This window comes from Pseudomonas sp. NY15374, from assembly GCF_048068255.1.
In the GTDB taxonomy this organism is placed as follows: Bacteria; Pseudomonadota; Gammaproteobacteria; order Pseudomonadales; family Pseudomonadaceae; genus Aquipseudomonas; species Aquipseudomonas machongensis.
This window is the reverse complement of sequence record NZ_JBLUPZ010000010.1, coordinates 224,462-248,734: the sequence shown is the minus strand read 5'-3', so window position 1 is coordinate 248,734 and position 24,273 is coordinate 224,462. Positions and strand designations below refer to the sequence as shown.

The 24,273-nt window shown below is 64.9% G+C and carries 16 protein-coding genes and 1 pseudogene; 6 read left to right on the top strand and 11 right to left on the bottom strand.

Annotation, left to right across the window (positions count from 1 at the left end):
- Nucleotides 1-10: 10 nt before the first annotated feature.
- Nucleotides 11-958 carry a Flp pilus assembly protein CpaB gene (gene cpaB, locus ACNFHO_RS20970; protein ID WP_416767228.1) on the bottom strand — a complete coding sequence of 316 codons (948 nt, stop codon included), beginning with the start codon at nt 956-958 and terminating at the stop codon, nt 11-13.
- A 283-nt stretch (nt 959-1,241) separates the two neighbouring features.
- Between cpaB and ACNFHO_RS20965 the strand changes: the two genes are divergently transcribed.
- Both ACNFHO_RS20965 and ACNFHO_RS20960 read left to right on the top strand, forming a co-directional pair.
- A complete protein-coding gene (locus tag ACNFHO_RS20965) occupies nt 1,242-1,418 on the top strand; it encodes a Flp family type IVb pilin (RefSeq protein ID WP_112899257.1) in 177 nt (58 codons plus the stop codon).
- Nucleotides 1,419-1,466: 48 nt separating this feature from the next.
- Entirely contained in the window at nt 1,467-1,877 is a 411-nt protein-coding gene (locus ACNFHO_RS20960; RefSeq protein WP_054894187.1) for a response regulator, read from the top strand.
- A 10-nt stretch (nt 1,878-1,887) separates the two neighbouring features.
- On the opposite strand, the pseudogene ACNFHO_RS20955 reads toward ACNFHO_RS20960, so the two are convergent.
- The 5 genes and pseudogenes from ACNFHO_RS20955 to pbpC form a co-directional block, all read right to left on the bottom strand.
- Nucleotides 1,888-2,462: pseudogene (locus ACNFHO_RS20955) on the bottom strand (PIN domain-containing protein).
- A complete protein-coding gene (locus ACNFHO_RS20950) occupies nt 2,462-2,920 on the bottom strand; it encodes a helix-turn-helix domain-containing protein (RefSeq protein WP_125931330.1) in 459 nt (152 codons plus the stop codon). The pseudogene ACNFHO_RS20955 and the gene ACNFHO_RS20950 overlap by 1 nt, the downstream one beginning before the upstream one ends.
- A gap of 178 nt (nt 2,921-3,098) precedes the next feature.
- Complete coding sequence (locus ACNFHO_RS20945; protein ID WP_416767227.1) at nt 3,099-4,769, bottom strand: ShlB/FhaC/HecB family hemolysin secretion/activation protein; 1,671 nt, start codon at nt 4,767-4,769, stop codon at nt 3,099-3,101.
- A 136-nt stretch (nt 4,770-4,905) separates the two neighbouring features.
- Entirely contained in the window at nt 4,906-6,492 is a 1,587-nt protein-coding gene (locus tag ACNFHO_RS20940) for a collagen-like triple helix repeat-containing protein (RefSeq protein WP_416767226.1), read from the bottom strand.
- A 252-nt stretch (nt 6,493-6,744) separates the two neighbouring features.
- Entirely contained in the window at nt 6,745-9,105 is a 2,361-nt protein-coding gene (pbpC, locus tag ACNFHO_RS20935; protein WP_416767225.1) for a peptidoglycan glycosyltransferase PbpC, read from the bottom strand.
- 59 nt (nt 9,106-9,164) lie between these two features.
- Between pbpC and ACNFHO_RS20930 the strand changes: the two genes are divergently transcribed.
- Nucleotides 9,165-9,458, top strand: a complete 294-nt coding sequence (locus ACNFHO_RS20930) for a hypothetical protein (protein ID WP_063546294.1) — start codon at nt 9,165-9,167, stop codon at nt 9,456-9,458.
- A gap of 58 nt (nt 9,459-9,516) precedes the next feature.
- On the opposite strand, the gene ACNFHO_RS20925 is transcribed toward ACNFHO_RS20930, so the two are convergent.
- On the bottom strand, nt 9,517-14,418 hold the full coding sequence (locus ACNFHO_RS20925; RefSeq protein ID WP_416767224.1) for an alpha-2-macroglobulin family protein: 4,902 nt from the start codon (nt 14,416-14,418) through the stop codon (nt 9,517-9,519).
- A 203-nt stretch (nt 14,419-14,621) separates the two neighbouring features.
- Here ACNFHO_RS20925 and ACNFHO_RS20920 point away from each other — a divergent pair, with 203 nt between their 5' ends.
- Nucleotides 14,622-15,959 (top strand): MATE family efflux transporter, encoded by a 1,338-nt coding sequence (locus tag ACNFHO_RS20920; RefSeq protein WP_416767223.1) that lies wholly within the window; start codon nt 14,622-14,624, stop codon nt 15,957-15,959.
- A gap of 42 nt (nt 15,960-16,001) precedes the next feature.
- Here ACNFHO_RS20920 and speA read toward each other — a convergent pair whose 3' ends face one another.
- The 4 genes from speA to ACNFHO_RS20900 form a co-directional block, all read right to left on the bottom strand.
- A complete protein-coding gene (gene speA / locus ACNFHO_RS20915) occupies nt 16,002-17,915 on the bottom strand; it encodes an arginine decarboxylase (protein ID WP_054894196.1) in 1,914 nt (637 codons plus the stop codon).
- Nucleotides 17,916-18,068: 153 nt separating this feature from the next.
- Nucleotides 18,069-18,440 carry a translation initiation factor Sui1 gene (locus ACNFHO_RS20910; protein WP_416767221.1) on the bottom strand — a complete coding sequence of 124 codons (372 nt, stop codon included), beginning with the start codon at nt 18,438-18,440 and terminating at the stop codon, nt 18,069-18,071.
- 209 nt (nt 18,441-18,649) lie between these two features.
- A complete protein-coding gene (locus ACNFHO_RS20905; RefSeq protein WP_054894198.1) occupies nt 18,650-19,183 on the bottom strand; it encodes an NUDIX hydrolase in 534 nt (177 codons plus the stop codon).
- Nucleotides 19,180-20,247 (bottom strand): DUF2333 family protein, encoded by a 1,068-nt coding sequence (locus ACNFHO_RS20900; RefSeq protein WP_054894199.1) that lies wholly within the window; start codon nt 20,245-20,247, stop codon nt 19,180-19,182. Before ACNFHO_RS20900 ends, ACNFHO_RS20905 begins: the two co-directional genes overlap by 4 nt.
- Before the next feature lie 250 nt (nt 20,248-20,497).
- Between ACNFHO_RS20900 and ACNFHO_RS20895 the strand changes: the two genes are divergently transcribed.
- Nucleotides 20,498-22,114: a response regulator gene (locus tag ACNFHO_RS20895; RefSeq protein WP_063546300.1), complete on the top strand. Its 1,617-nt coding sequence runs from the start codon at nt 20,498-20,500 to the stop codon at nt 22,112-22,114.
- Nucleotides 22,115-22,227: 113 nt separating this feature from the next.
- Nucleotides 22,228-24,189: a methyl-accepting chemotaxis protein gene (locus ACNFHO_RS20890; RefSeq protein WP_416767220.1), complete on the top strand. Its 1,962-nt coding sequence runs from the start codon at nt 22,228-22,230 to the stop codon at nt 24,187-24,189.
- Nucleotides 24,190-24,273: the final 84 nt, after the last annotated feature.

Sequence of the window (24,273 nt, the reverse complement as noted above, 5' to 3'; positions counted from 1 at the left end):
CCTTGCCTGGTCAGGGAGTCTTGTCGATGTCGGCAGCCTTGGCGCCACGAATGATCTGCATGCTGGGCGCAGCGTTGGCGGGAGCAGCGCTGGCCACGGGAGACTGGGACAACTGGCTGAAGCGATAGAGCTCGCGTCCGGCACTCTCGACCTGTGGTCGCGCCTCAGGTTCGGCCCAGTAACGCGCCAAGCGCTGTTCATCGGCGCTGCGTACGGCCAGGCGCAGGGTACCGGCCTGGGCAGCGAGCATCAGTCGGCTGGCCAGAGCTTCGGGTACGGCCAAGGTGACGGTGCGGGTAGCGCCGACGCTGCCTTGGCTCCCGTGCTGTTCGCGCCGGGCCTGTTCCTCCTCGACGGTTTGCGCCGGCCGGCCATCGTTGGCCAGCCCCATCTGCTCGCCAACACTCAGCACGCGCAGGGCCGGCAGCACCACCTGGGCTGAAGACTGCGGGTTGTTGTTCTCCTCGCGCAGAAACAGCAACACATCCACGTAGTCGCCTGGGCGCAGCAGTCCGGCCGCCCCCACCACATCGTCGACGCCCACGGCCACCGCGCGCTCGTGGGCACGAATCATCCGCGACAGTGGTCCGCCCGCCTGAAAGCTCGCCTCGTCCAGCCAACTGCCCGCCGACAGCGCACGCGCGCTGGAGCGACCGAGCACCTGGTCGATGTGCTGGAACGCACCGGCAGGCACCACTTGCAGGCGCTCGAGCAGCACATCGTCCTCGGTCAGGGGCGTGTTCGCCGGGAGCGCCCTGCGCAACACAACGATGGATGTACGTGCCGGTTCGGGCGGTTGGGAAGGTGGCGCAATCACTTCGGCAGGCGCTTCGGCGACTGTGGGAGCAGGACTGACGGGGGGTGTGGACGGGCGGCTGAGCACCAGCCCCCAGTAACCTGCGAGTACTGCGCCGAGAAGAAACAGGACAGCCAGGACCATGGTCAAGCGACTGCTCATCTCCGCCTCCCTGCGCCATTAGATTGCTGGCAAAACGAAACTATTTCGCTATTGAACGGTAGCGCAGACCTCACCGTTCGCCATGAGCGGAAACGGGATTTTTTCGTCTGGCACGCGGACATGCAGGGAAAACAGGTACTTAGAAAAAGCCTTGGCTTCCAATACTTTAGGGTTAATGCCTTTTTACATTTGCAGGCTTCGCCAGCTTGGCAATTCTATGATGGCAAATGGACGTTACTTAGCCACGTCCTTACCCCGCGCCGTCGGCGCAAGGAGATGTGCCATGCAACTGCAACGGATCCTTCAGCACTGCAAGAACTTCATCACCCGCAAGGACGGCGCGTCCGGTATCGAATACGCGCTGATCGCCGCAATGGTCGCGGTGGTGCTGGTGCCATTCGTACCGACGATCTCCGGCAAGATCACCACGATGTTCACCGCCATCTCCGGGGCGCTATGACCTTGAGCAGCACGCCGCAGCATAACGCCAGGCCAACAGGAGCCAAGCATGCCGAACTCTTCCTCGCGCCAGCAGATTCTTTTGGTGGACGACGAGGAAGAGGCATTGCAGGAGCTGGCTGAATTGCTGGAAAACGAAGGTTTCAAGTGCCACACCGCCAACTCGGTGAAGACCGCCCTGCAACAGCTCACCCGCTACCCTGATGTGGCCCTCGTGATCACCGACCTGCGCATGCCCGAAGAAAGCGGCATCGGCCTGATCAAGCGCCTGCGCGACCACACCGCCCGCCAGCATCTGCCGGTGATCGTCATGTCCGGCCATGCCGATATGGACGACGTCAGCGACCTGCTGCGCCTGCACGTACTCGACCTGTTTCGCAAACCGATCTACCACGCCCGCTTGCTGGAGACACTCGACAATCTGTTTCCCAAGTCGGTGATGCAGGTGGTGGGGCGGTAGGCCAATGCGTTCAGATCAACAAGGCGAAGTCGCGCAAAACTCCTGCCGTCTGCGGTAGGCCTTGCCTTGAATAGCACTCCAGCAGGGCTTCGGCGGTGTAAGGCATACGAACCAAGCTGCGCCGCATTTCAGCCACAGCCTCCAGAACAGCAGCCTGATCGAGGTCCCACAAGTCCATGATGAATTCGTCAGGGTGCTGTGCCTCTACACCGAAACAGCGCAATGCGGATGGGGGAAGTCTTTCAGGTTGAACGTCACGATGACTTCCGCGTTGCTTCTGATCGCGGCGGCAAGAACATGTACGTCATCGGGGTCGGGCAGATTCAGAGCCGGGTACAAGGATTCATGACCGACAACCAGTGCATCGGGAATCGCCGCTTCCATCAGTGTGGAAATACGGTCCAATTGCCCCCGGGTAAGATCCCGCCGTTTCAGCAATAGATTCCTTTTCCATTCATCATCGATCTGGGCGCTCCATCTGGCTCTGTAAAGGCCCTTGCCAGCGAGCCTGACCAGCAAGTCGCGCAAAGGGGCGGGATAAAGAACGCATGCGTCGTAAATCGTGGTGAACGGTGAGTGACGCATCAATACCCCAGGTCAAGCTCTTCCGATAGCGCGGTCAAGTCGTCCATCGCCTTGCGGCTGGCCTGATCCCGCTGCTGTTTGTAGGTCATCAGGTCAGAGAAGAGAACACGACGATGTCGACCGGCCTTGTGATGGGGCAATGCTCCTTCCTCGAGCAGTTTCACCAGATGAGGGCGCGAAACGCTCAGCAGATCCGCGGCCTCCTGCGTGGTCAGCTCCGCGTGGACCGGCACTACCCGCACAGAGTTGCCCTGTGCCAACTCTCCCAGTATGTCCAGGAGCAACCGCAGCGCACTGGTTGGCAGTTCGACGGCATGCGCCTTGTTATCGGCGTCGTAGATCTCGATGCGCTGCATGTCAGCCTGGGTGCATAGCACGGCTGCCAGGTCTCGTTGCCCCTGCACAGCGGCTGCTACTTCACGGGCCTCGGGAAACTCGGTACGGATAGGCACAGTCATGAACTTTCTCGCTGAAGACTTCTGTTCACTTCAACATATTCGAAATAAACGAAAAATCAAGTATCACCAACTTCCCTTCCCTGACGTCCTCGCAAAGACTAGACAGGCCCCCCATGAGCGGCAATCAGACGCTATTCGACAGATCAGGTCAGACAGTTCCTAGGAAGATCCATCCCCCCTACAGTTGATAACTGAAGCTCACCGTGAACCGCGGCCGCCGGTTCAGACTGTCGAGGGCGATGTCCGACATGGGCTTGGCCACCTCCAGCGCGATGTTGTAATAGCGCGCATCGCCAAACCGCAGCCCTACCGCCGCCGACGACATCTTCGCCTTCTGCACCTCCAGTTTGTTGAACCAGGCCCGCGCGGTATCGAGCACCACATAGGGCTGCAGCACCTTCAGCCACTGGCCTTGGCGCTGGATGCTGTAGTTCAGTTCGTAGGCCAGGCCCCAACCCTTGTCGCCGGAGGCCTGGTCGCTGGGGTAGCCACGACCGAAGTTCTGCCCGCCGAACACCGCCCGTTCGCTGTCGGGCAAACTGTCGTTGCTCCAGTAACCGGCAGCGGACACGACCCCTTGCCAGTGTTCGAGGAAATTGTCGCTCTGCACCCCGGACAGACGCAGCCGCAGAAAGTCCAGGTCGTAGCCTGCATTGGTGCGTGCGCCAAAGTGGTCGAGGCCCTGGTAAACCCCGGCGCTGAGGATGCGCAGGCGCTTGGCCTCGGCCTTGCGCCAGTCACCCTCGAACGACAGCGCGCGAATGTCGGTGTGGCTGTCGAGCTTCAGCGGGAAGCCCACGACCTGGTAGTCGATCTGGTCATTGACCGCATAGAAGCGCCCGACCACATCCAGCCATTCGGTCGGCGAAGCGATCAACGCCTGGCTGAGCCCGATCGAGTAACGCTCGTTCTCGCGGTGCTGGGTCAGGTCGATACCGTTGTCCAGGCGAATGCGCGCCTTCGGGTCGCTGCGATAGCGCGATGCCGACAGCAGCAGTTGCGTACCCTCGTCATCCACGAACTGGCTGTAGTCGACGCGGTAATAGTGTTCCTTGTCCTCGCCCGCTGGCACCAGCACACTGGCGCTCAACTGCTCGGCGAAGCGAGTCTGGGCATTGCTGCTGGCGCCCAGCAGCGCTTGCAGATCGTCACGGTTGCCGTCGCTGAGGTTGAGCGTGGTGGTGAAGGGCTTGCGCGAAGCCTGGGCAATCAGGCGCGTGGCACCGTCGGTGGTACCCGGTGGCGGCACCTGGGCCTGGAAGGTGACACCGGGGATACGGCTGATCAGGCTGGTGTAGCGCTCGAAGGTCTTGCGCGTCAGCGGCCGTTCGGCCTTGAGCTTGTTCACCAGACGCTCGACATAGCCCGATGCGGAGCCGATATCGCCCTGAACCTCGTAGTCGCGGATATAACCTTCCACCAGCACCACCCGCACGCGGCCATCGGCGAAGTCTTGCGGCGGAAGATAGGCGTACGACAACAGATAGCCGTCCTGCTGATAGCGCTGGGTCAGGCGTCGGGTGACCTCGATCAGTTCAGCGAGGGTCACGCTGCGATTGAGTATCGGTTGGTAATGCTCGCGCAGATCCGCCAAGGGGTAGACGGTCCCGCCCTCGAAGCGCACCTTGCGCACCAGGACCTGGGTGTTCATCTGCAATGGCGTTTGTTGGGGTGCCGCTGGTGCCGGTACATTCAGCCCAGGCTTGCCCGGACGGTAGGCGTCCACCGGTAGATTCGGCGTGGGCAGGCGGCGTTCGGTTTCGTTGCTGTTGAGAAAACTCGGGAGGGGTTCGGCGCGGGCCACGCAGGCCCAGGACAGCGCCAGCATCGTCACCAGCAGTGGACGCATTCGGACACTCCATGATCCTGTGGAACCAGGGGCGCCCGGCAGGGACGCCCTTGTCAATGCAAGCGTAGGTGCTGAGCGCGCCGTCGTCTAACCGAGCGCCCGGCGGATCAGCGAAAAAGATCCGCCGGGCACTTTATCAGCGCTGCGCGCCGCCCAAGGCACCGGTCACACCACCCAGTACGCCGCCGAGCCCGCCACTCTGGCCACCGCTGGCATTGACCAGCGTGCCAGCCTGGCCAACGGTGCCACCGACTGCACTGACCGTCGCCCCCACCTGGCTGACGACCGGGTTGCCAGTGGCCGCGCCAAGCTGGCTGCCTGCACTGGCCACCGCACCGCCCACCTGATTGAGCAACCCGGCGACCGGCGCACCGACGCCCGTCGCAGCACCAACCTGCTGGGTGACACTGGCCACGCCACTGACGACCGGCGTCACACCGGCGCTCACCTGTTGCGTCACCGCGGCCACCGGAGCACCTGCTGCCGTATTGGTGACGCCATTGCCACCGAGCACCGTGCCGAGCGCAGCGACGGTGTTGCCAACCTGGCCCGTGCTGCCACCTACCGACGCTACCGCCGGATTACCAGTGCCCGCCGCCAGCCCGCTGCCAGCGCCAGCAACCACGCCGCCAACGGTTTCCAGCAGGCCAGTGCGTGCGCCGCCGGTTGTCGGGGCCAGGCCGCTGGTGGTGCTGACGGTGCTACCCACATTGCTCACCACCTGCCCGAGCGTACTGGTCAATGGATTGCCGTTGCCGGTACCTGCAACCTGTTGCCCAGCCTGGTCGAGCGCCCCGCCGACCTGGTTGAGAGTCTGGTTCAGCGGGCCAGCGAGCCCGGTTTGCCGGGTGACATTGGCAGTGGTGTTTTCCACCAGCGACACCACCGGCACCAACGCATTGCTTACCCCCTGCGTGGCGCCCGCCAGCGGGCCGCTGGTACCGACAGGGGTCAGCGTGTTGCCCAGCATGGTGACCGCCTGACCGACACGGTCGACGCCTTGCCCGGCGCCTGCCACCACTTGGTTGACCAATGGAACCTGCTCGACCGGTGAGCTCGTTGCGAGCGCCCCTATGCCCTGTCCCAGGCCGGATACGCCGGTCCCGAGGTTGGAAGTGGCTGCCCCCACCACGCCGAGTGTCGTACCAACGGCATTGTTTCCGGTGCCCAGTTGCCCAAGCCCCTCGCTCAGGCCGGAGCCGACACTACTGACTGCATCACCCGTGGACGACACCAGCGAACCGACGCCGCCGGTCAGCGAAGTGTTCCCCGCCACCGGCAGCGAGCCGATCATCTCACCCAGGTTGCTGACACCATCGCCCAAGCCGGAAACAGTATTGCCGACCTGGCCGACGACCTGACCGGTGACCAGCGGGGTCGGCGTATTACCGCCACCCGTACCACCATCACCACCGCCTGGCGTTCCGCCACCGTTACCAGGATTGGTACCGCCGCCTCCCGTACCATCTCCTCCACCACCGGTGCCACCACCAGTGCCACCGTTGCCTGCGCCGTTGCCACCACCCGCCATACCGCCGCCATCACCACCGCTGCCGCCCGATCCGTCGGAGCCGCCGCCTGCACCTGCACCAGCGCCACCATCGGTGGACGAGCCATCAACCTCGCTGTGATGACCACCACCACCGCTGCTGCACCCGGCAAGCCCAAGGGCCATGACCAGCGCCAATGCCGTACTCGCTTTCATCCAAACCTGAGTTTTCATGGGCGACTCCCGCACTGCTTTGTTGTTGGATAGGCGCGCTGGCCAGGCTGGCCAGCGTTATGCCTTCAGTCAGCAGTGAAGCTCTGGCGGTTCGCCGGCGGTAGGTCGTAAGTTGGTATTAATACGGGGGAATAAGGCGCTGACGGCGCTGGAAAGCCTATGAAATTCAGTGAGTTGTGAGGGCAGCCCGAATGGCTGACCGAAAGGTTTAATACCATGTCATTAGTACAAGGAAGCGCTGGCTGAGAGCGGCTACTCCGCCACCTGGAACTCGACCCGTGCCGTCTCGCCGCTCTCATCCAACGCACTCAACTCGATGCGTCCTGACTGCTCGAAACGCACCAGCAGGCTGTCCTGCCCTTCGGTCTCGCCCAGCGGCCGGCCATTGAGGAACCACCAGCGCCGCCCAGCCCCACCCAGTGCCGATACGTGCAGTTGCAGTGGCTCGTGACTGGTGAGCGGCCGGCGCAAGTTGTCGCCTGCGCGCACACCGACGATCGACAGCGGCGGCGCGCTGGGCGGCACCTGCGGTGGACAGGCAGGATCGACCATCGGCAGCCGCGCACTACGCCGCTCTACCCGTGGCAGCCAAGGTTCCAGAGGCGCAGGCCAGAGGGCAATTTCCAGTGCTTTCGCCCCAGGACAGCTGGCATCGACCCGCAAGCCGCGCTCATTGACCCATACCGTTTCCCGCAGGCCCAACCCCAGCGGCTGGTCGGCAGCCTGCAAGGTCGGTGGCGTGGTGCCGTCGAGGGTCCAGGCAAAACGCTGGCGGCGGCATTGCGGGTCCTGACGATTCATCGGCTGCCCCAGCGGCCAGCAGATCGCTGCGACGCCGACACTGCCCGGCACGTTCTCCACGGGCACGGCAACACCGCGCTGGCTGTCGCGGTTGCTCAGCAGGTCGTGCACCTGCAGCATCAGCGGCGCTGCCGAAGCCAGGCCGAACTGGCCCGGTACCGGCGTGCCATCGGGCCTGCCTATCCAAACGCCAATGATGTACCGCGGGCCGACCCCGACCGACCAGGCATCGCGAAAGCCATAGCTGGTGCCAGTCTTCCAGGCCAGTTGCGGGCGCTGCACCAGCTCGGCGTGCGGATCGCGGTCCGGACGTGCCTGGCCGCTGAGAATACGCCGCACGATCCACGCCGAACCCGGCGACAACAGGCGCCGCTCCAGCAGCGGGTCCTGGGGCTGCAGGCGGATCCTCGCGCTCTTGCCTTCACGCGCCAGCGCGGCATAGCCACCCACCAGGTCCTCCAGGCGGCTGCCCGCGCCGCCGAGGATCAGCGACAGGTTCGGCTCGGCCAGTGGCGGCAGTATCAGCGGCACCCCACCGATACGCATCTGCGCGGCAAAGCGTTTGGGCCCATAGGCCTCGAGCAACTGAACCGCAGGCAAGTTGAGCGACAACGCCAGCGCCGAACTGGCCGACACCGGCCCACTGAAGCCCATCGAGAAGTTGCCCGGACGATAGTCGCCATAGCGACGCGGCACATCCTGCAACAACGATTCGGAGTGGATCAGCCCATCGTCCAGGGCCATGCCATAGAGAAACGGCTTGAGGGTCGAGCCTGGCGAGCGCAGGGCATGCACCATGTCGACATGGCCGAAGCGGCGCTCATCGCCCAGGTCGATGGAACCCAGGTAGGCACGCACGGCCATGGTCTGCGCCTCGACCACCAGGATTGCCGCCGAGGTGCGCTCGGGCAAGCGTGCACGCCAACCGAGCAGCAGGTCTTCGAGACGACGCTGCAACGATGCATCGAGCGTGGTGCGGATCAGCGTCGGGCTGTCCGCCGTGTTCAGGCGCCGAGCCAGCAGTGGCGCCAGCGCCGGCTCCTGGCGTGGGGCGAGCAGCAAAGGCTCCTCGCGCGCCTCGGCAATCCGCTGCTCAGGCCACACCTGGTAATCGGCCAGGCGTTGCAGCACCTTGTCGCGGGCACGCTGCGCACGCTCGGGATGGCGATCCGGGCGCAGGCGGCTGGGCGCCTGGGGCAATACAGCGAGCAATGCCGCCTCGGCAGGCGTGAGGTGCTTGGGCGACTTGCCCAGGTAGGCCCAACTGGCGGCAGCGACGCCCTGCAGGGTGCCGCCGAAGGGCGCGCGATCGAGGTAGATCTGCAGGATCTCGCGCTTGGACAGGTGCCATTCAAGTTGCGCCGTACGCCACAGCTGACGCAGCTTGCCGGCCAGGGTGCGATCATGGGGGTCGAGCAAACGTGCCACCTGCATCGACAGCGTGCTGCCGCCGGACACCACGCGTCCGCCACGCAGGTTCAGCCAGGCCGCGCGCGCCAGGGCCAGCGGGTTGACCCCGGGATGGTCGTAGAACCAGCGATCCTCGTAGGTGAGCAGCGCCTCCAGATACAAGAGCGATACCTCCTCGGGGCTGACCGGATAGCGCCACACGCCGTCGGCATCGGCGAAGCGCCACAGCGGCGTGCCGTCCTCGGCGAGCACCACCCGCGCCAGGTCGTCGCCCGGCATCGGCAACGGCCACAGGCGATCCGCCAGCCACAGCAAGACGACGCTCGACAACACAGTAATGCCGATACCACGCAAGATCCTTGCGCTGCGCGTACGCGGGCGAACTATGCTTGCGCCTGGCATCGGGAACCGACCCCATCGAACGATGGCCAAAGGCTTGGGATGATCATCAGGAAGCAGCTATGCATGTAGAAGGGTTTTTCGAGTGGTTGGGCCAGGCGCTGGGCGCGGTGATCAAGTTCATCGTCGATGTCATGAGCGGGCTGTTCAATCTGCTGGCCAATGCCGGCGGCAATTTCATCGACGGGCTGGCGCGCACCTTGGGCATGGACACCTCGCTGGTCAGCATCCTTGCGCTGATCGTCGGGCTGATGCTGCTGTACTCGGCGATCCGGGCGTTCATGCGGGCGTCGATCGTGATGGGCATCATCTGGCTGGTGCTGGGCTTGTGGGTGTTGAGCTGGATCATTCACTGACCCAAGGCCCGCCATCCATGAACCTGTGGGAGCGGATTCACCCGCTCCCACAGTCGCATCAACGGCTACGCACCACCATCTCGCCCTGGCTGTCCCCCACTGCCTGCAGGTTCGGCCGGTACATCGACTCCACCTGCGGCGGCGGAATGCGATAGCTGCCCGGCGTTACCGCACGCGCCAGGTACAAAAGGTGCGTGGTCCCATAGCTGTCGAGCTTGAGGGCGGCCACATAACGGTCGTCGCGGTACTCCTGGTGAACCACGCTGGCGTTCTGCATCGATTCGCGCCATTGCTTGACCGCGCTGCTGGCGTTGTCGAGGCTGGCCGCGCTCTGCGCCAGGTTCTGGTTTTCCAGCTCCAGGCCCGCCGGCAGCAGGTCGACCACCAGCGCATCCGGCACCTGGCTCTGGGCCTTGAGCGCCAGGTGCACCAGCACCAGGTCGCCACTGCGCAGGTTGCGCAGGTCCAGGGCCTGGCCGTTCATGCCCAGGTATTCGCGACGGATCTCCATGCCATTGCTGCTGGCCGCAGGTGCCTGGCGCGGATAACCGGACAGGGTCAGTTGCTGGTAGAGGGTCTCGCTGCCCTGGTTCTGGATGCTCAGCGGCGATGCCAGCAACGGGCCTTCGAGCTTCATGCCCGATTCGGCGTTGTTGAACTCGCGAACCTCGCCGGCGCTGTCCAGGCGCGCCTGCCAGTTACCTTCGGGCTTGCCCAGCAGGCCACGACCGGCGAGGAACAGCGCGTTGCGCTCCTGGGTCGACAGCCAGCGGTTGGAGGCCAGTTCGTCGGACAGCGCAAACAGCCGCTGATCGACCTGGTTGCTGGCCAGGTTGTTCTCCTGCAGCAGGGCCAGGATCAGTGCCTGGTCACGCACGGCGCTGCCGTAGTCGGCCAGCCAACCCTTGCCACGGCCGATGGAAAGACCGGCCTGCAACGCCTGCTGCGAACGCGGCTTGTCGCCCATCTTGTCCAGTGCCACCGCCAGTTGCACCAGCGGCAGGCCGGAGCGGGCGTCGCTGCGGCGCTCGAACAGGCTGCGCAGCGCACCCAGCGGCGCCTGCTGGCTGCGGGCGAGCACCAGGGCGGCGTAGGCCTGCACGGCGAAGCGGGTGTGCTCGGCGTCCTGGCTGTAGTCGACCTCGATCAGGTTGCGTTCCTGCAGGTAGCGCAGCAGCCGCTCGTTGGCCTTCTTCAAGGCATCGGCAGGCACGCCGTAGCCTTGCTCACGCGCACGCAGGAGGAAGTCGGTGACGTAGGCGGTCAGCCAGTACTCTTCCTCGCTGTCCGAACTCCACAGGCCGAAGCTGCCGTTGTAGCGCTGCATGCCCAGCAGGTGCTCGATGCCCATTTCGATCTTGCGCTTGCGCACATCGGCCGGTTCGCCCTTGATACCCAGGCGCTTGAGACTGTCGGCATCGGCATAGAGCGAGGGGTACAGGCCGCTGGTGGTCTGCTCCAGGCATCCGTAAGGGTAGGCTTCCAGAGCGCGGATCTGTTCGGCCAGGTTCAGCGGCGGGCGACTCGACAGCGCCAGGCTGGCTTCAAGGCCTGCCGATTCGAACTCGGCCAGCTCATTCTCTGGCAGGGTCCAAGGCTGGTCCTTCAGCGCCACGCGGTAGTGCTTGAGCATGGCCGGATACGCCGGGCGCACACCCAGGGTCCATTCGCGCTCGAAGCCGGTGGCCGTCTCGCCCGGCAACTGCAGGCCATCGACACGCACGTGTACCTTGCCCTGCCCCAGGCCACCACGGGCCTGGACCGGGATCATCAACGTGCTGCGCTGGCCCTCGGCGAGGTTGATGTTCTGTTGGGCAGCCCCAGCGAGGTCGAGCTGCCCGTCGGTGGTCACCTGCACGTTGAGCTGCTGGGCGCGGCCAGACAGGTTGGCCAGGTCCAGGGCCAGGCGGGTCTGGTCGCCACCGGCAAGGAAGCGCGGCGCCGACAGCTCGGCAATCAGCGGTGCCGCTACGACCGTCTTGCCTTCGGCCATGCCGAAGTGCTCGTCGGTCCAGGCTTGCGCCATCAGGCGCAGTTCGCCGTTGAAGTCAGGAATATCGACCGTGGCCTGGCCTTCGCCTTTCTCATCGAGCGTTACCGGCAGGCTCTGCTGGGCGACGATGGTGACCGTGGTATTCGGGCGCTTGCCGCCCTTGGCCATGGCGGCGTCGCCACCAAAGGCCAGGCTCGCCAGACGCCCCTGGCCGGCTTCGATCAGTTGGCCGTAGATGTCCAACTGGTCGGCGCCGTAGGCCTTGCGGCCGAACAGGCTGGCGAAGGGGTCGGGGGTCTTGAAGTCGGTGATGTTGAGGATGCCCACATCCACCGCAGACAACAGCACATGCACCTGTTTCGGCACGCTGCCATCAGCATTGACGGCCTTGAGCTTGACGGTCAGGGGCTGCTTGGGACGCATCTTTTCCGGCGCCTGCAGGCTGACCGCCAGCTTGCGCTCGGCACGGTCCAGCGGCAGGTGCAGCACACCGACGGCGCGCTTGGGCGTGGCATTGACCTTGCGCTCGCCCGGACGAATCACCAGGGCGCTGATATAGAGGTCGTGACGGGCCCATTTCTTGTCCAGCTCGATCTCGAAGGTCTTGCCCTCGGCAGGTACGTCGATCTCCTGCCACCACAGCGGGCCGTCGCTCGACTCGATCATCAGGTAGCCGCTGCCTGCGGCAGGCGGGGTGACGGTGACCTTGGCGGTAGCACCGTCGGCGTAGGACGGTTTGTCCAGTGCCAGCTTGACCTGGTCCGGGCGTACCGCGCCGCCTTCGGCGTTGTCCTGGGCGCGGTAGCCGGCCCAGAAGCGCTCGCTGGATACCAGCCCAGTCTCGGGGTCCTCGACCTCGACGCGGTATGGACCCCACTCCACCGGGAAGGTCAGCTTGGCGGTGGAGCCGGCCTTGATGCTGACGGTTTCTTCGCTCTGGGTGAGTAATTTCTCGTTGTAGTTGTAGCTCCAGCCATCGCTCTGCGAGTAGTTCCAGTAGTAGTCGCGCCGCTCACGGATCAACCGCACCTTGAGGTCGTCGGCGGCGAGCTTGTTGCCGTCGCGGTCGGCGACCAGCACCTCGAACTGCACCGGGGCATCGCTGTCGGTCTCTTCGCCATCGAACAGGCCGCGCAGGCCCGGCAAGCGATCGGCCGGCCAGATCGGCTGCTCCAGGCGACGGGTGATCGGTCGACCGCCAGACTCCTGCAGGCTGGCCTGCACAGTCAGTTGCAGCGGCGAGCGGGCCTCGGCCCAGCGGCTCTCGATATCGACAGTGGCCTTGCCGGCCTGGTCGAGGGTGACTTCATCGAGTTCCAGGTCCTGGGTCAGCTCGCTCTCGGTGACCGAGCCGAACTGATAACCCGGCAGCGCCGGCACGGCTTCACGCAGCGGGCGGATGTAGGCCTGGCCGCTCAGGCGGTTGCCGGCGGCAGGCGCGCCATAGAGGTAGCGACCATTGACCTGGATGCGCGCGGTTTGTTCGGGGCTGAGCGGTGTCTTGCTGCCCTTGAGCTCCAGCGCCAGGCGCTCGGGCAGGAAATCTTCGACGAGGAACTCGTAAACCTGCTTGCGGCCGCCGCCCAAGTCGAGCAGCAGCTGCCAACGCCCGGTGGGCGCTTCGCTGGCCAGTTGCAATTGGTACTGGAACAGGCCGTTCTGGTCAGCCTCCCAGACGAACTTGCGGCTGACCTGCTCATCAGGGCGACGCACTTCGACCGTCACTGGCTGGGCCTTGACCGGCTTGCCGTCCTGGTCGCGCAGCAAGCCGTTGAGCAGCACGGTTTCGCCGGGGCGATACAGGTCGCGCGGGCCGAAGATGAAGAACTGCAGCGGGTTGGCCTGGGGGCCGGTGATGTCGAACTCGGCCAGGTCCAGTGCGGCGGTGTTCAGGCGCAGCAGCGTGGTGTGCACGCCTTGGGTGGCGATCAGGGTGTCGGCCTTGGCCGTGATCGGCAACTCGGCATGGCCCTTGCCATCGGTCTTGGCCTGGGCCAGCAGCTTGCCCTTGTCGTCGTGCAGTTCGAGGGTCACGTCACTCAGGGCCTTGCCGCCTTCGAGGGCCTGGGCGAACACGTCGAGGCGGTCGCGGTAGCGGTGGGCGGACACGCCGATATCACTGAGGGTGAACAGGGTCGCCGGTTGCGAATAGTCGTAGGTCCCGGAGGCGCGCATCACCGCCAGGTAGACGCCCGGTTCCTGCAACGGCTTGATCCCGGCGATCGGCAGCAGCACCGTTTCGCGGGTGTTGCGTGCAGGGTTCAGGTCGAAGCGGCCGCTGTAGACCAGCTCGGCCATGTCCAGGGTTTCCTTGGACTGGTAGTAGTACAGGCTGCTGTTACGGCCCCAGTTGACCAGGAAGGTCGAGAGCATTTCCGGTTTGACCCGGAAGAACTCGACATCGACCTTGTCGACGTTCAAGGCGATGACCGGCAAACCTTCGGCCAGGCGGGTAGGCAACAGAGAGCCACGGCTGGCAAAGCCGATGGTCGGCTGCATGTCGCGGGTTTCCAGGCGGCTGACCGACTCGCCCTGCAGCGTCTTGCCGTTGACCGCGAGCAGGCCCTTGTCGACGGTCAGCACCAGCTTGCGCTGCGGCTCGAGGTGGCGCAGGCGCAACTCCATCTGATTGTCGGACAACTCCCAGGCGCCGTCGAGCTTGCCCTTGACGGTATCGACCAGGTGCACCTTGGCGGCGAAGTCCTGATTGGCATCGAGCGGCACCGAGAAGCTGATCGACAGGGTACTGGCACCGTCGAGCTGGACCTCCGAGACGTCCAGCACGTTGAGCTCACGGTCGGCGTAGCGCTTGGCGAGCGCTGCCGGGTCCTCGCGCTTGGCGGGCTTGGCTTCGGCTGGCGCGCTGGCCGCGGGCTTTTCCGCCGGCGCGGGGGCGTCCTTGGAGGAGGAATCACAGGCACTGAGCAGGGCCAGCGCGCAGGCCAGCAACAATCCTTTGTTGAACATGGGAGAGAGGACTCTTCGGCAGCAGGGTGGTGAGGGCAGGAACTATAGCGCAACGTAAGGCAGGCTACCTGCGCTGCAGTGGCAAATGAGACCGCGTTCGCACGGATTGGTTGCCTGGCCGGTACAATGGCCACCAGCCGAAAACCGGGGCCGCCGTGCGCCCCTTCGCGGGCAAGCCCGCCCCACAGGATAAGCGCTCCCGCATGCCCTCACTGCTCACCGACTGGCAGCACCGCCTCACCCACCGCAAGGTCTGGGCCCTGGCCGCGCCGATGATCCTTTCGAACATCTCGGTGCCGCTGGTGGCACTGGTCGACAGCACGGTCATCGGCCATCTGCCCCACGCCCACCAGCTCGGTGCCGTCGCCGTCGGCGCCACACTGTTCACCTTCATGGTCGGCCTGATGGGGTTCCTGCGCATGGGTTCGACCGGTTTTGCCGCCCAGGCCGCCGGCCGCGCCGACGGCGCCGCGCTGCGCCAGGTGCTGGTACAGGGGTTGCTGCTGGCGCTGGCGTTCGCCGTGCTGATCGGCCTGCTTGCCCTGCCATTCAGCCAGTTTGCGCTGCACATGATGCAACCCGGCGAAGCATTGCACAGCGCCACCGAAGACTTCTTCCATACCCGCCTGCTCGGCCTGCCAGCGGCACTGGCCAGCTATGCCCTGGTCGGCTGGTTCCTCGGCACCCAGAACGCCCGCGCACCGCTGGCGATCCTGCTGACCACCAACCTGCTGAACATCGTCCTCAACCTGTGGTTCGTGCTCGGACTGGACTGGGGCGTACTCGGTTCGGCGCGGGCCTCGGTGATCGCCGAATGGAGCGGGGCGCTGCTGGGCCTTGCCCTGACCCGCCCGGCGCTGCGCGCCTATCCTGGGCGCATCGCCTGGGCCGCGCTGAAACGCTGGCAGGCCTGGCGCCCGCTACTGGCGGTCAACCGCGATATCTTTCTGCGCAGCCTGGCCTTGCAGTTGGTGTTCCTTCTGATCACCGTGCAGGGCGCGCGCCTGGGCGAGGCGACGGTCGCGGCCAACGCGCTGCTGCTCAATGGCCTGCTGCTGACTGCCTATGCTCTGGACGGCCTGGCGCATGCGGTCGAGGCCCTGTGCGGCCACGCCATCGGCGCACGTGAGCGCGACACCCTGCGCCGCTCGCTGGTGGTCGCCTGTGGCTGGTCGCTGATCGTCAGCCTGGTCTTTGCCGGGCTGTTTCTGCTGGGTGGGCACCTGTTCATCGATTTGCAGACCGATATCCGAAGCGTGCGTGACGCGGCCTACCCCTACCTGCCTTACCTGGCGCTGCTGCCATTGGTAGCGGTGTGGAGCTATCTGCTGGATGGCCTGTTCATCGGTGCGACGCGTGCCCGCGAAATGCGCAACGCGATGCTGGTATCGGTGGCGATCGCGTTGCCGCTGGCATTCGCCCTGCGAGGGTTCGGCAACCATGGACTGTGGCTGGCGTTTCTCGGATTCATGGGATTGCGCGCGGTGACGCTGGGGTGGGTGGGGTGGCGGTTGCAACAGCGGGCAGCATGGATCGGTTGAAGCAGGGCCGCTCCTGCAAACCTTGCAGGAGCGGCCCGCCGATCACGACGACAGGTACGAGGAGCGGGTCAAGCCCAGACGCAGGGCGTCGAGGAACTGAGTCCGCTCACGGGCGGTAATCTTGGCGCTGGCGACCTTGTCGCGGTAGTGAGTCATCAACTCCTCCGGCGACAGGTGCACGTAGCGCAGCATGTCCTCGATGGTGTCGTGGGTCTCGATGCCGGCGTGGTACACGCTACCGTCAGCGTTCTGGTAGATGTTCACCGAGTCGGTGTCACCGAACAGGTTGTGCATGTCGCCGAGAATCTCCTGGTAGGCGCCGACCAGGAACACACCCAGCAGGTAGTCCTCGCCTTCGCGCACCGCATGCACCGGCATGCTGGTTTCGATGCTCTGCTCGTCGACGTACTGGTTGATCTTGCCATCGGAGTCGCAGGTCAGGTCCTGCAGCACCGCGCGGCGCATGGGCTCTTCGTCCAGGCGGTGCAACGGGATGATCGGCAGTACCTGGCCGATGGCCCAGGTGTCCGGCAGGCTCTGGAACACCGAGAAGTTGCAGATGTACTTGTCGGCCAGCTTGTCGTTGAGCTCGTCCAGCACCTGGCGGTGCGAACGCTGGCGAGCCTTGAGCGAGTTGTGCAGGCGACGGCACACAGCGAAGTAGCATTGCTCGGCCAGGGCTTTTTCGGAGAGGCTGATCTTGCCGTCGGCATACTGCGCGGCCACGTCACCCATGTAGTGGGTGGCGCGCCAGTAGGTCTCGGTGACCATCTCGATGTCGGTCGGGCCGAGCAAGTCGGCCAGCCACTGCACGGTCTCGGGCAGCGCCTCCTTGTTCTCGATGGTCGGCACTTCGTCGTTGTGGCTTTCGACGTCGGTGACCTGGATCACCAGCATGGCGTGGTGTGCAGTCAGCGAGCGACCGCTCTCCGAGAAGATGTGCGGATGCGGCAAGCCCTGGGCGTCGCAGAACTCCTTGAGCATCCCCACCACCACGCCGGCATAGTCATCCATGTCGTAGTTGATCGAGCTGGCGTTGCGCGAGTGGGTGCCATCGTAGTCGACGCCCAGCCCGCCACCGACGTCGATGTGATCGACCGGCAGGCCCAGGCCGCGCAGCTCGCCGTAATAGCGGATGGCTTCCTTGAAGCCGTGCTGGTAGTCGGCGAGGTTGGCGATCTGCGAGCCCATGTGGAAGTGCAGCAGACGAATACCCTGGTCGAGCCCGGCATCACGGAAGCGGCTGACCACCGACAGCAATTGCGCAGCCGACAGGCCGAACTTGGATTTCTCGCCCCCGGTGTCGGCCCACTTGCTCGACGCCAGCGACGACAGGCGCACGCGCAGGCCGACCTGTGGCTTGACCTTGAGCTCGGCGGCCTCCTCGATCACCAGGGCGACCTCGGACTCTTTCTCGATGACGATGAACACGTTGTGGCCGAGCTTCTGGCCCATCAGCGCCAGGCGGATGAACTCGCGGTCCTTGTAGCCGTTGCAAACGATGGTGCCGCCCTTGGGCGCCAGCGCCAGCACGGCCAGCAGCTCGGGCTTGGAGCCGGCTTCGAGGCCAATGGAGACGTTTTGCGTGGCGATGATGTTCTCGACCACCGCTTCCTGCTGGTTGACCTTGATCGGATAAAGGGCCGTGTACTGGCTCTGGTACTCCAGGCGCGCGATGTTGGCGTCGAAGGCACCGGTCAGTTGGCGTACGCGGTCCTGCAGGATGTCCGGGAAGCGGACCAGCAGGGGCAGCGACAGGCCACTCTGGCGCAGCTCGTCGACCTGCTCGAAGAGATCGATCGGCGCGCTGTCGGGGCCGTTGGGGCGCACTTCGACACGCCCGGCTTCATTGATGGCGAAATAACCAGCGCCCCAATGGCGGATACCATAAACACTGCGGCTGTCGGCCACGGTCCATTGGCTGCCATCGTCTTTGCGTGTGCGTCGTACGGACATTCAAGTCCCCTATAGATAAGTCAAGACACTGCCCCGCGATGGGTGCGGGCGCAGTGTAGAAGCTGAAAATGACGATTCGTCCGTCTTCGGGGGTAGACCCCGGCAACGGAAACGAGTTTAGAAAGCACTGGGCGAAAAATCCTGCGGGCTGGCTCAGCCGCCGGACTTCTTCGCCTTGAAGCCCTGCTTGATCAGTTCGGCGAGCAACAGCTCGACGTGATCGCCCTGGATCTCGATGACGCCGTCTTTGAGGGCGCCACCGGTCCCGCATCGACGCTTGAGCGTGCTGGCGAGATCCTTGAGCTGTTCGAGCGGCAGCGGGACGCCGGTAATGGTAGTGACGGTCTTGCCGCCACGCCCTTTGCTTTCACGGCGTACCCGGGCGATGCCATCGCCTTCGGGGATGACTTGCTGCTTGCAGACACACGCGTCCACCGGCTTGCTGCAGTCGGGGCAGTGCCGACCAGCGTCGGTGGAAAACACGAGACCGCCGAGGGCGGAGAAGGTAGAAGCTTTCTTGGCCACTTTTGTTCCTCTTGCTGAGGACAAAAACTGGTCGGACCACAGGGGGGCTGGACCGACCGCGAAGCCCCACTCTGGCAGGGGCGGCGCTACTGTCGCAGGTGTTGCGACAGCCCGAAAAGGGCGCGCAGTGTAACGATAAATCCCTGGCTTGCTAAGTACTGGATTGCGGCATTTTGCGAATGTTTTGCGACGTGGTGGAGCGCTGGCTGCTATAGGCTCGCCTTGTAGCGCTGCAACGCCGCCAGCGAGTCCGGACAGAAGTCCTTCTCCCGGCTCTCGGCCTCTGCCTGCTCCACCGTGACGAAGCGCGCCTCTATGACCTCTTCAGGCTGCAACCGCAGCGGCGCATCGGACACCGCCGAGAACACCGCGCACCATAGCCGGTTGCCCGGCTGGTCGAAGTAGAACTTCTCGTGAAAGCGCAACGTCACGCCGGCGATGCCCAGTTCCTCCTCCAGCTCGCGGGCCGCTGACTCGGCGTACTCCTCGTGCGCCCCGACCATGCCACCGGCCGCCACATCCCAGTACCCGGGATACAACGCCTTGCTCAAGGTGCGCCGGTGCACGCACAGCTCGCCCTGGCTGTTGAACAGCAGAATGAAAGTGCAGCGCCCGATCAGCCCACGCTCGCGCAACTCGGCCCGCGCCAGTGCGCCCAGGTACTGGTCGTGCTCGTCCACCCAGGCCACCAGCTCGGCATCGGAGGCCGCGCGGTGCGCGACCTCGGCGGGATTGATGGTCATCCTTGCGAGAGCAACTGACGCAGGTCGATGACTGCGGCGTTGGCCCGGGAGATGTAGTTGGCCATCACCAACGAGTGGTTGGCCCACATGCCGAAGCCACTGCCGTTGAGTACCATCGGGCTCCACAGCGGCTCCTGCGAAGCTTCCAGCTCACGAATGATCTGACGCACGCTGACGGTGGCGTTCTTCTTGGCGAGTACGTCGGCGAAGTCGACCTCGATGGCGCGTAGCAGATGCGACAGCGCCCAGGCCTGGCCGCGGGCTTCGTAGAAGACGTTGTCGATCTGCAGCCATGGCGTCTCGACGATTTCCTCGTCGACCTGCGGTGCCTGGCCGGCCTGGACGGTTTCGGTCTTCAGGTTGCTGTTGAGCTTGACCCGTCCCACGCTCGCCGACAGACGCTGGGACAACGAGCCCAGACGCGTGGCAACGTCGCCCAGCCAGTTGTTCAGGTTGTCGGCGCGGGTGTAGAAGATCGCGCCCTGGTCGCCAGCGGCCAGGCGCACCTGATAACGGTTGAGCGACTTGATACCTTCCTCGAACTCCGACTCGCTGGACGGCAGGATCCAGCTCTTGTTGTCGAAGTTGAAGCGCGGCTCGGCCTTGGCCAGGTCGGCGTCTTCGGTCGATTGCGACTGCGAGCGAGCGAAGTCCTTGCGCAGCGCACGCGACAGGTCGCGCACCTGGACCAACACGCCATATTCCCAGCTCGGCATGTTGTCCATCCACAAACCCGGCGGGAAGCGGTCGTTGGAGATATAACCGCCCGGCTTGTCGAGCAGGGTGCCGGCAACGTTCTTGAGGGTTTCGATGGTGGTATAGCCCACCACCATCTGCTGGCCGTTACGCTCGGCCGCAGCCTGGGCGTTCTGTTGCACCGGGAACAGGTCGGGCTCTTCGCTCCAGTACCAGCCAAGGCCGATGCACACCAGCAGGTACAGGCCGATCAGAGTGCCCAGGGCGCGGCTCCAGAGGCCGCCGAGGTAGCTACGGGTGGCGGCGCCACGGCCATCGGCGCGCTCAGGGCGCTCGGCCTTGGCCTCACGGTTTTTCCAGTCCAGCATGGCGTTGTCCTTAATCAATCATGACGGTTCAGGGGCTTGGACCACAGGCCTCGGCCAGGGTGCCACGGCAAGCCCGCGTCCCAGCACTATAAAGCAGACGCCGCCATACGCATAAGCGACCAATGGGTCGGAAACTGAATAATCGGGCCTGAACGCTTTGTTGATTCACAGCACTCGCGAGCAGGAAAAGACCTGCTAGCATAGAGCCATCATTGAACCTGCACCCTAACCTCCAACAAGCAGTCAGGACATGACCCAGCCAGCCGAGCCCAGCCACGAGCGCTTGAAGCAGCATTTCGCACAGCGGGTCATCCATCAGGCCCGACAGATCCTCGAGATCTGGCAGCGCCTGCAGCGTGGCGAGTGGTCGAGCGCAGGGCTGGGCGAGCTGAGCGACGCCAATCTGCGCCTGCAACGCTACGCCGATCGTTTCGAACAGCCCGAACACGGCAGCCTGTCGACTGCCATCGAGCAGACGCTGAGGGCCATCGAAGCGAACAGCACGCGGCTCAATTCAGAACTGATCGGCGAGCTCAATCGCCTGATGCAACGCTTGTCGCGCACCGGCCTGCGCAAGGGCGACCAGCTCGATCATGTGCCCCTGCCGCCCTTGCGCAAGCCGGTGTACATCCTGCTGCAGGACCATGACCGCGCCGAACGCCTGGCGCAACAGCTGGAGTTCTTCGGATTGGGCGTGCAGGCATTGGGCAACGCCGATGCCTTTCGTGCCTCGATGAGCGAACGCCTGCCTTCGGCCATCGTCATGGATGTCGATTTCAGTGGCCCCGGCCAGGGCCTCAAACTGGCCGCCGAAGCCCAGCAAAGGCTGGAGCTGCACATTCCGCTGCTGTTCTTCAGCCTCCACGAGACCGACACCCCGACCCGCCTGGCCGCCGTGCGCGCCGGCGGCCAGGAGTTCCTCACCGGCACCCTGGAAGCGTCCAGCCTGCTGGAAAAGGTCGAACTGCTGACCAGCGCCGCCCAATACGACCCGTTCCGGGTGCTGATCATCGATGACTCGCGCGCCCAGGCCATGCACACCGAGCGCCTGCTCAACGGCGCCGGCATCATCACCCGCACGCTCACCGAGCCGATCCGCACCATGGCCGAGCTCGCTGACTTCCAGCCCGACCTGATCATCCTCGACATGTACATGCCCGACTGCACCGGTACCGAACTGGCCAAGGTGATCCGCCACAACGACCGTTATGTCAGCGTACCGATCATCTACCTGTCGGCCGAGGACGACCTGGACAAGCAGCTCGACGCCATGAGCGAAGGTGGCGACGACTTCCTCACCAAGCCGATCCGCGCCCGCCATCTGGTGACCACCGTGCGCAACCGCGCCGCCCGCGCCCGTCATCTCAAGGCACGCATGGTGCGCGACAGCCTGACCGGGCTGTACAACCATACCCACATCCTGCAACTGCTCGAAGACTGCAGTTTCCGCGCCCGCCGCGAGGAACACCCACTGAGCTTCGCCATGCTCGACATCGACCATTTCAAGAAGATCAACGACCGGCATGGCCATCCGATGGGCGACCGGGTGATCAAGAGCCTGGCGCTGTTCCTCAAGCAGCGCCTGCGCAAGACCGATTTCATCGGCCGCTATGGCGGTGAGGAATTCGCCATCGTCATGCCCAACACCGGGCTGGAAGCTGCGTACAAGGTGCTCGACGAGATCCGCCAGCGCTTTGCCGAAATCCACTATCCCGCCCAGCCGAACGACCTGCAGTGCACCTTCAGCGCCGGGGTGGTGCAACTCGATGACACGCTGGACGCGCTGACCATGGCCAGCGCGGCGGATGAGGCGCTGTACCGGGCCAAGCACGCGGGGCGTAATTGCGTGGTGAGGGTCGAGCCCTAGACTGGCACTCTGCCACTTTTTTATGGCGCCACCCCGTCGTCGTCATCACCCGGTCACAAAATCGCAATAACTTCAGGCACCTACCTCTCCATTCCCGCAGGAAGTTCGCGGCTATGCGCCTGAAGTGGCTGACCAATTTCAACACCCTCTTGCTGGTGACCGTGTGCTTCGCGCTGGGCGCAACCCTGTGGTGGTCGCAACGTGCACTCGAGCGTCCCTACCAGATGATGGAGCGCTACCTGGGGCTGTCCCAGCAGTTCCAGAACGAGGCCGCCGGCAATATCCAGGCCTACCTGGCCAGCGGCGACGCCCTGCGCCATGCCTCGGCCATGGAGGCCAACAAGCAGCTGCACAGCGCCCTTGAAGAATGGCCAGACGCACTGGCCGCCAAGCTGCGCCCGAGCCTGGACAGCCTGCAGGGCTTCACCGCCAACGAATTGCTGGCCGCCGGCAAGCTGGCCGGTGATCCGCAGGCACTGCTGCTGCAAGCCGAGCGCGAGCTGGGCGCCAACCTTGAGCAACTGGCCGGTTATGCCCGCGACAGCGGCAGCGCCGAGGCTGGCCGCTACCTGGCCCCGCTGATGGACGCCTCGCTGCATCTGGGCCGCCTGGCACTGGCCCGCGACAAGCTGGTCAGCAGCGGTCGCGCGGAACTGGCCGACGAAGTGGAGCGTGAACTGCAACAGATCCGCGCCCAGGCGCAAATCATCGACAGCCTGCCGTTGCTGGGGGTGACCCGCGCGGCCGAATCCAACGCCGACGACTTCGCCGCGATGATGGGCCTGCAAAGCCAGGGCAGCGAGCAGAAGGAGGACGTTGCCGTGAGCCTCAAGCGTGAATTGCAGAGCTTGCTCGGTCGCTATCCGGCCGAACTGCAGCGCACCCGTGAACAGATCGAGCGTCGTGCCGCACTGGCCGCCAGCACAAGCGAGCGCCTCGAAGCTGTGCGAAAGGCCATCGCCGGACTGGAACCAGAGGTGCGTGGTCAGCACGCGAAGATCGCTGGCGAGGTCCGGGTCATCCAGGGCCTGATGATCGGCCTGATCCTGCTGATCGCCCTGCTCATCGACACCTTGCAGCGCCGCCTGACACGCACCCTCACCAGCCTCGCGCCGGCCCTGTCGCGCTGGGCCGAGGGCGATTTTGCCCAGCCGGTCGCCCTTGGCAAGACCAACCTCGAACTGCTCGACATCCAGGAGTCGCTCAATCGCTTGCGCCAGTACCTGGTGACGCTGGTCGGCACCATCCGCCACAACGCCGAGCAGGTCGCGGGCAGCAGCCATGCCCTGGCCGGCATGAGCAGCGCGCTGCATGACGGTGCCCAACGCCAGGCAGGCGATACCGCACAGATCCGCGATGCCCTGGGCGAGCTCGAAGCGACCATCCAGCAGGTGGCCGGCGATGCCAGTTCGGCCGCCGATGCCAGCCGCGACGCCGGGCGCGCCGTGGAGCACGGCCAGGCGGTGATCGGCCACAGCCTCTCCGGCCTGCGAGCACTGGTCGATGAGGTGCAGGGCAATGCGCAGTTGATCGAACAGCTGGCCGAGGAGTCGGCGACCATCGGTGGCGTGCTGACGGTGATCCGCTCGATCGCCGAGCAGACCAACCTGCTGGCCCTCAACGCAGCGATCGAAGCGGCCCGTGCCGGGGAAATGGGCCGCGGCTTTGCCGTGGTGGCCGACGAAGTGCGTTCGCTGGCCCAGCGCACCACCGGCGCCACCGGCGAGATCCAGTCGCTGATAGACCGCCTGCAGCAGGCGGCGCGCGAATCGGTGAATGGCATGCGCACCCAGCTCGAACACGCCGAAGCGACCGCCAGCCAGGCCCAGGCGGCGGATGGTGCGCTGGATGAGATCGTCAGCGCGATTCGCACCATCTCCGATACAGCGGTGAGGATTGCCGACGTCACCGCTCAGCAGAGCGGTGCAGTGAGCGAGATCCGCGACCACAGCGAGCGGATTCATGCGCTCGGTGAAGACAACCTGCAACGCATCGGCGAAGGGCGCGAGCAGGGTGAGCAGTTGCTGCAACTGGGGGGTGAGCTGAATACCGCGGTGGGGGCCTTCAGGGTGTGATCGGCAGGCCTGGCCCCCGAACCTGCGACCACCTGTCATCCCCGCCTCCAGCCAACTCCGTTATCATGCCGGGCACGTTCCGCC

Coding starts and splice junctions, on each gene's coding strand:
- cpaB (WP_416767228.1), bottom strand. CDS start 958: ATGAGCAGTCGCTTGACCATGGTCCTGGCTGTCCTGTTTCTTCTCGGC.
- ACNFHO_RS20965 (WP_112899257.1), top strand. CDS start 1,242: ATGCAACTGCAACGGATCCTTCAGCACTGCAAGAACTTCATCACCCGC.
- ACNFHO_RS20960 (WP_054894187.1), top strand. CDS start 1,467: ATGCCGAACTCTTCCTCGCGCCAGCAGATTCTTTTGGTGGACGACGAG.
- ACNFHO_RS20950 (WP_125931330.1), bottom strand. CDS start 2,920: ATGACTGTGCCTATCCGTACCGAGTTTCCCGAGGCCCGTGAAGTAGCA.
- ACNFHO_RS20945 (WP_416767227.1), bottom strand. CDS start 4,769: ATGCGTCCACTGCTGGTGACGATGCTGGCGCTGTCCTGGGCCTGCGTG.
- ACNFHO_RS20940 (WP_416767226.1), bottom strand. CDS start 6,492: ATGAAAACTCAGGTTTGGATGAAAGCGAGTACGGCATTGGCGCTGGTC.
- pbpC (WP_416767225.1), bottom strand. CDS start 9,105: ATGCCAGGCGCAAGCATAGTTCGCCCGCGTACGCGCAGCGCAAGGATC.
- ACNFHO_RS20930 (WP_063546294.1), top strand. CDS start 9,165: ATGCATGTAGAAGGGTTTTTCGAGTGGTTGGGCCAGGCGCTGGGCGCG.
- ACNFHO_RS20925 (WP_416767224.1), bottom strand. CDS start 14,418: ATGTTCAACAAAGGATTGTTGCTGGCCTGCGCGCTGGCCCTGCTCAGT.
- ACNFHO_RS20920 (WP_416767223.1), top strand. CDS start 14,622: ATGCCCTCACTGCTCACCGACTGGCAGCACCGCCTCACCCACCGCAAG.
- speA (WP_054894196.1), bottom strand. CDS start 17,915: ATGTCCGTACGACGCACACGCAAAGACGATGGCAGCCAATGGACCGTG.
- ACNFHO_RS20905 (WP_054894198.1), bottom strand. CDS start 19,183: ATGACCATCAATCCCGCCGAGGTCGCGCACCGCGCGGCCTCCGATGCC.
- ACNFHO_RS20900 (WP_054894199.1), bottom strand. CDS start 20,247: ATGCTGGACTGGAAAAACCGTGAGGCCAAGGCCGAGCGCCCTGAGCGC.
- ACNFHO_RS20895 (WP_063546300.1), top strand. CDS start 20,498: ATGACCCAGCCAGCCGAGCCCAGCCACGAGCGCTTGAAGCAGCATTTC.
- ACNFHO_RS20890 (WP_416767220.1), top strand. CDS start 22,228: ATGCGCCTGAAGTGGCTGACCAATTTCAACACCCTCTTGCTGGTGACC.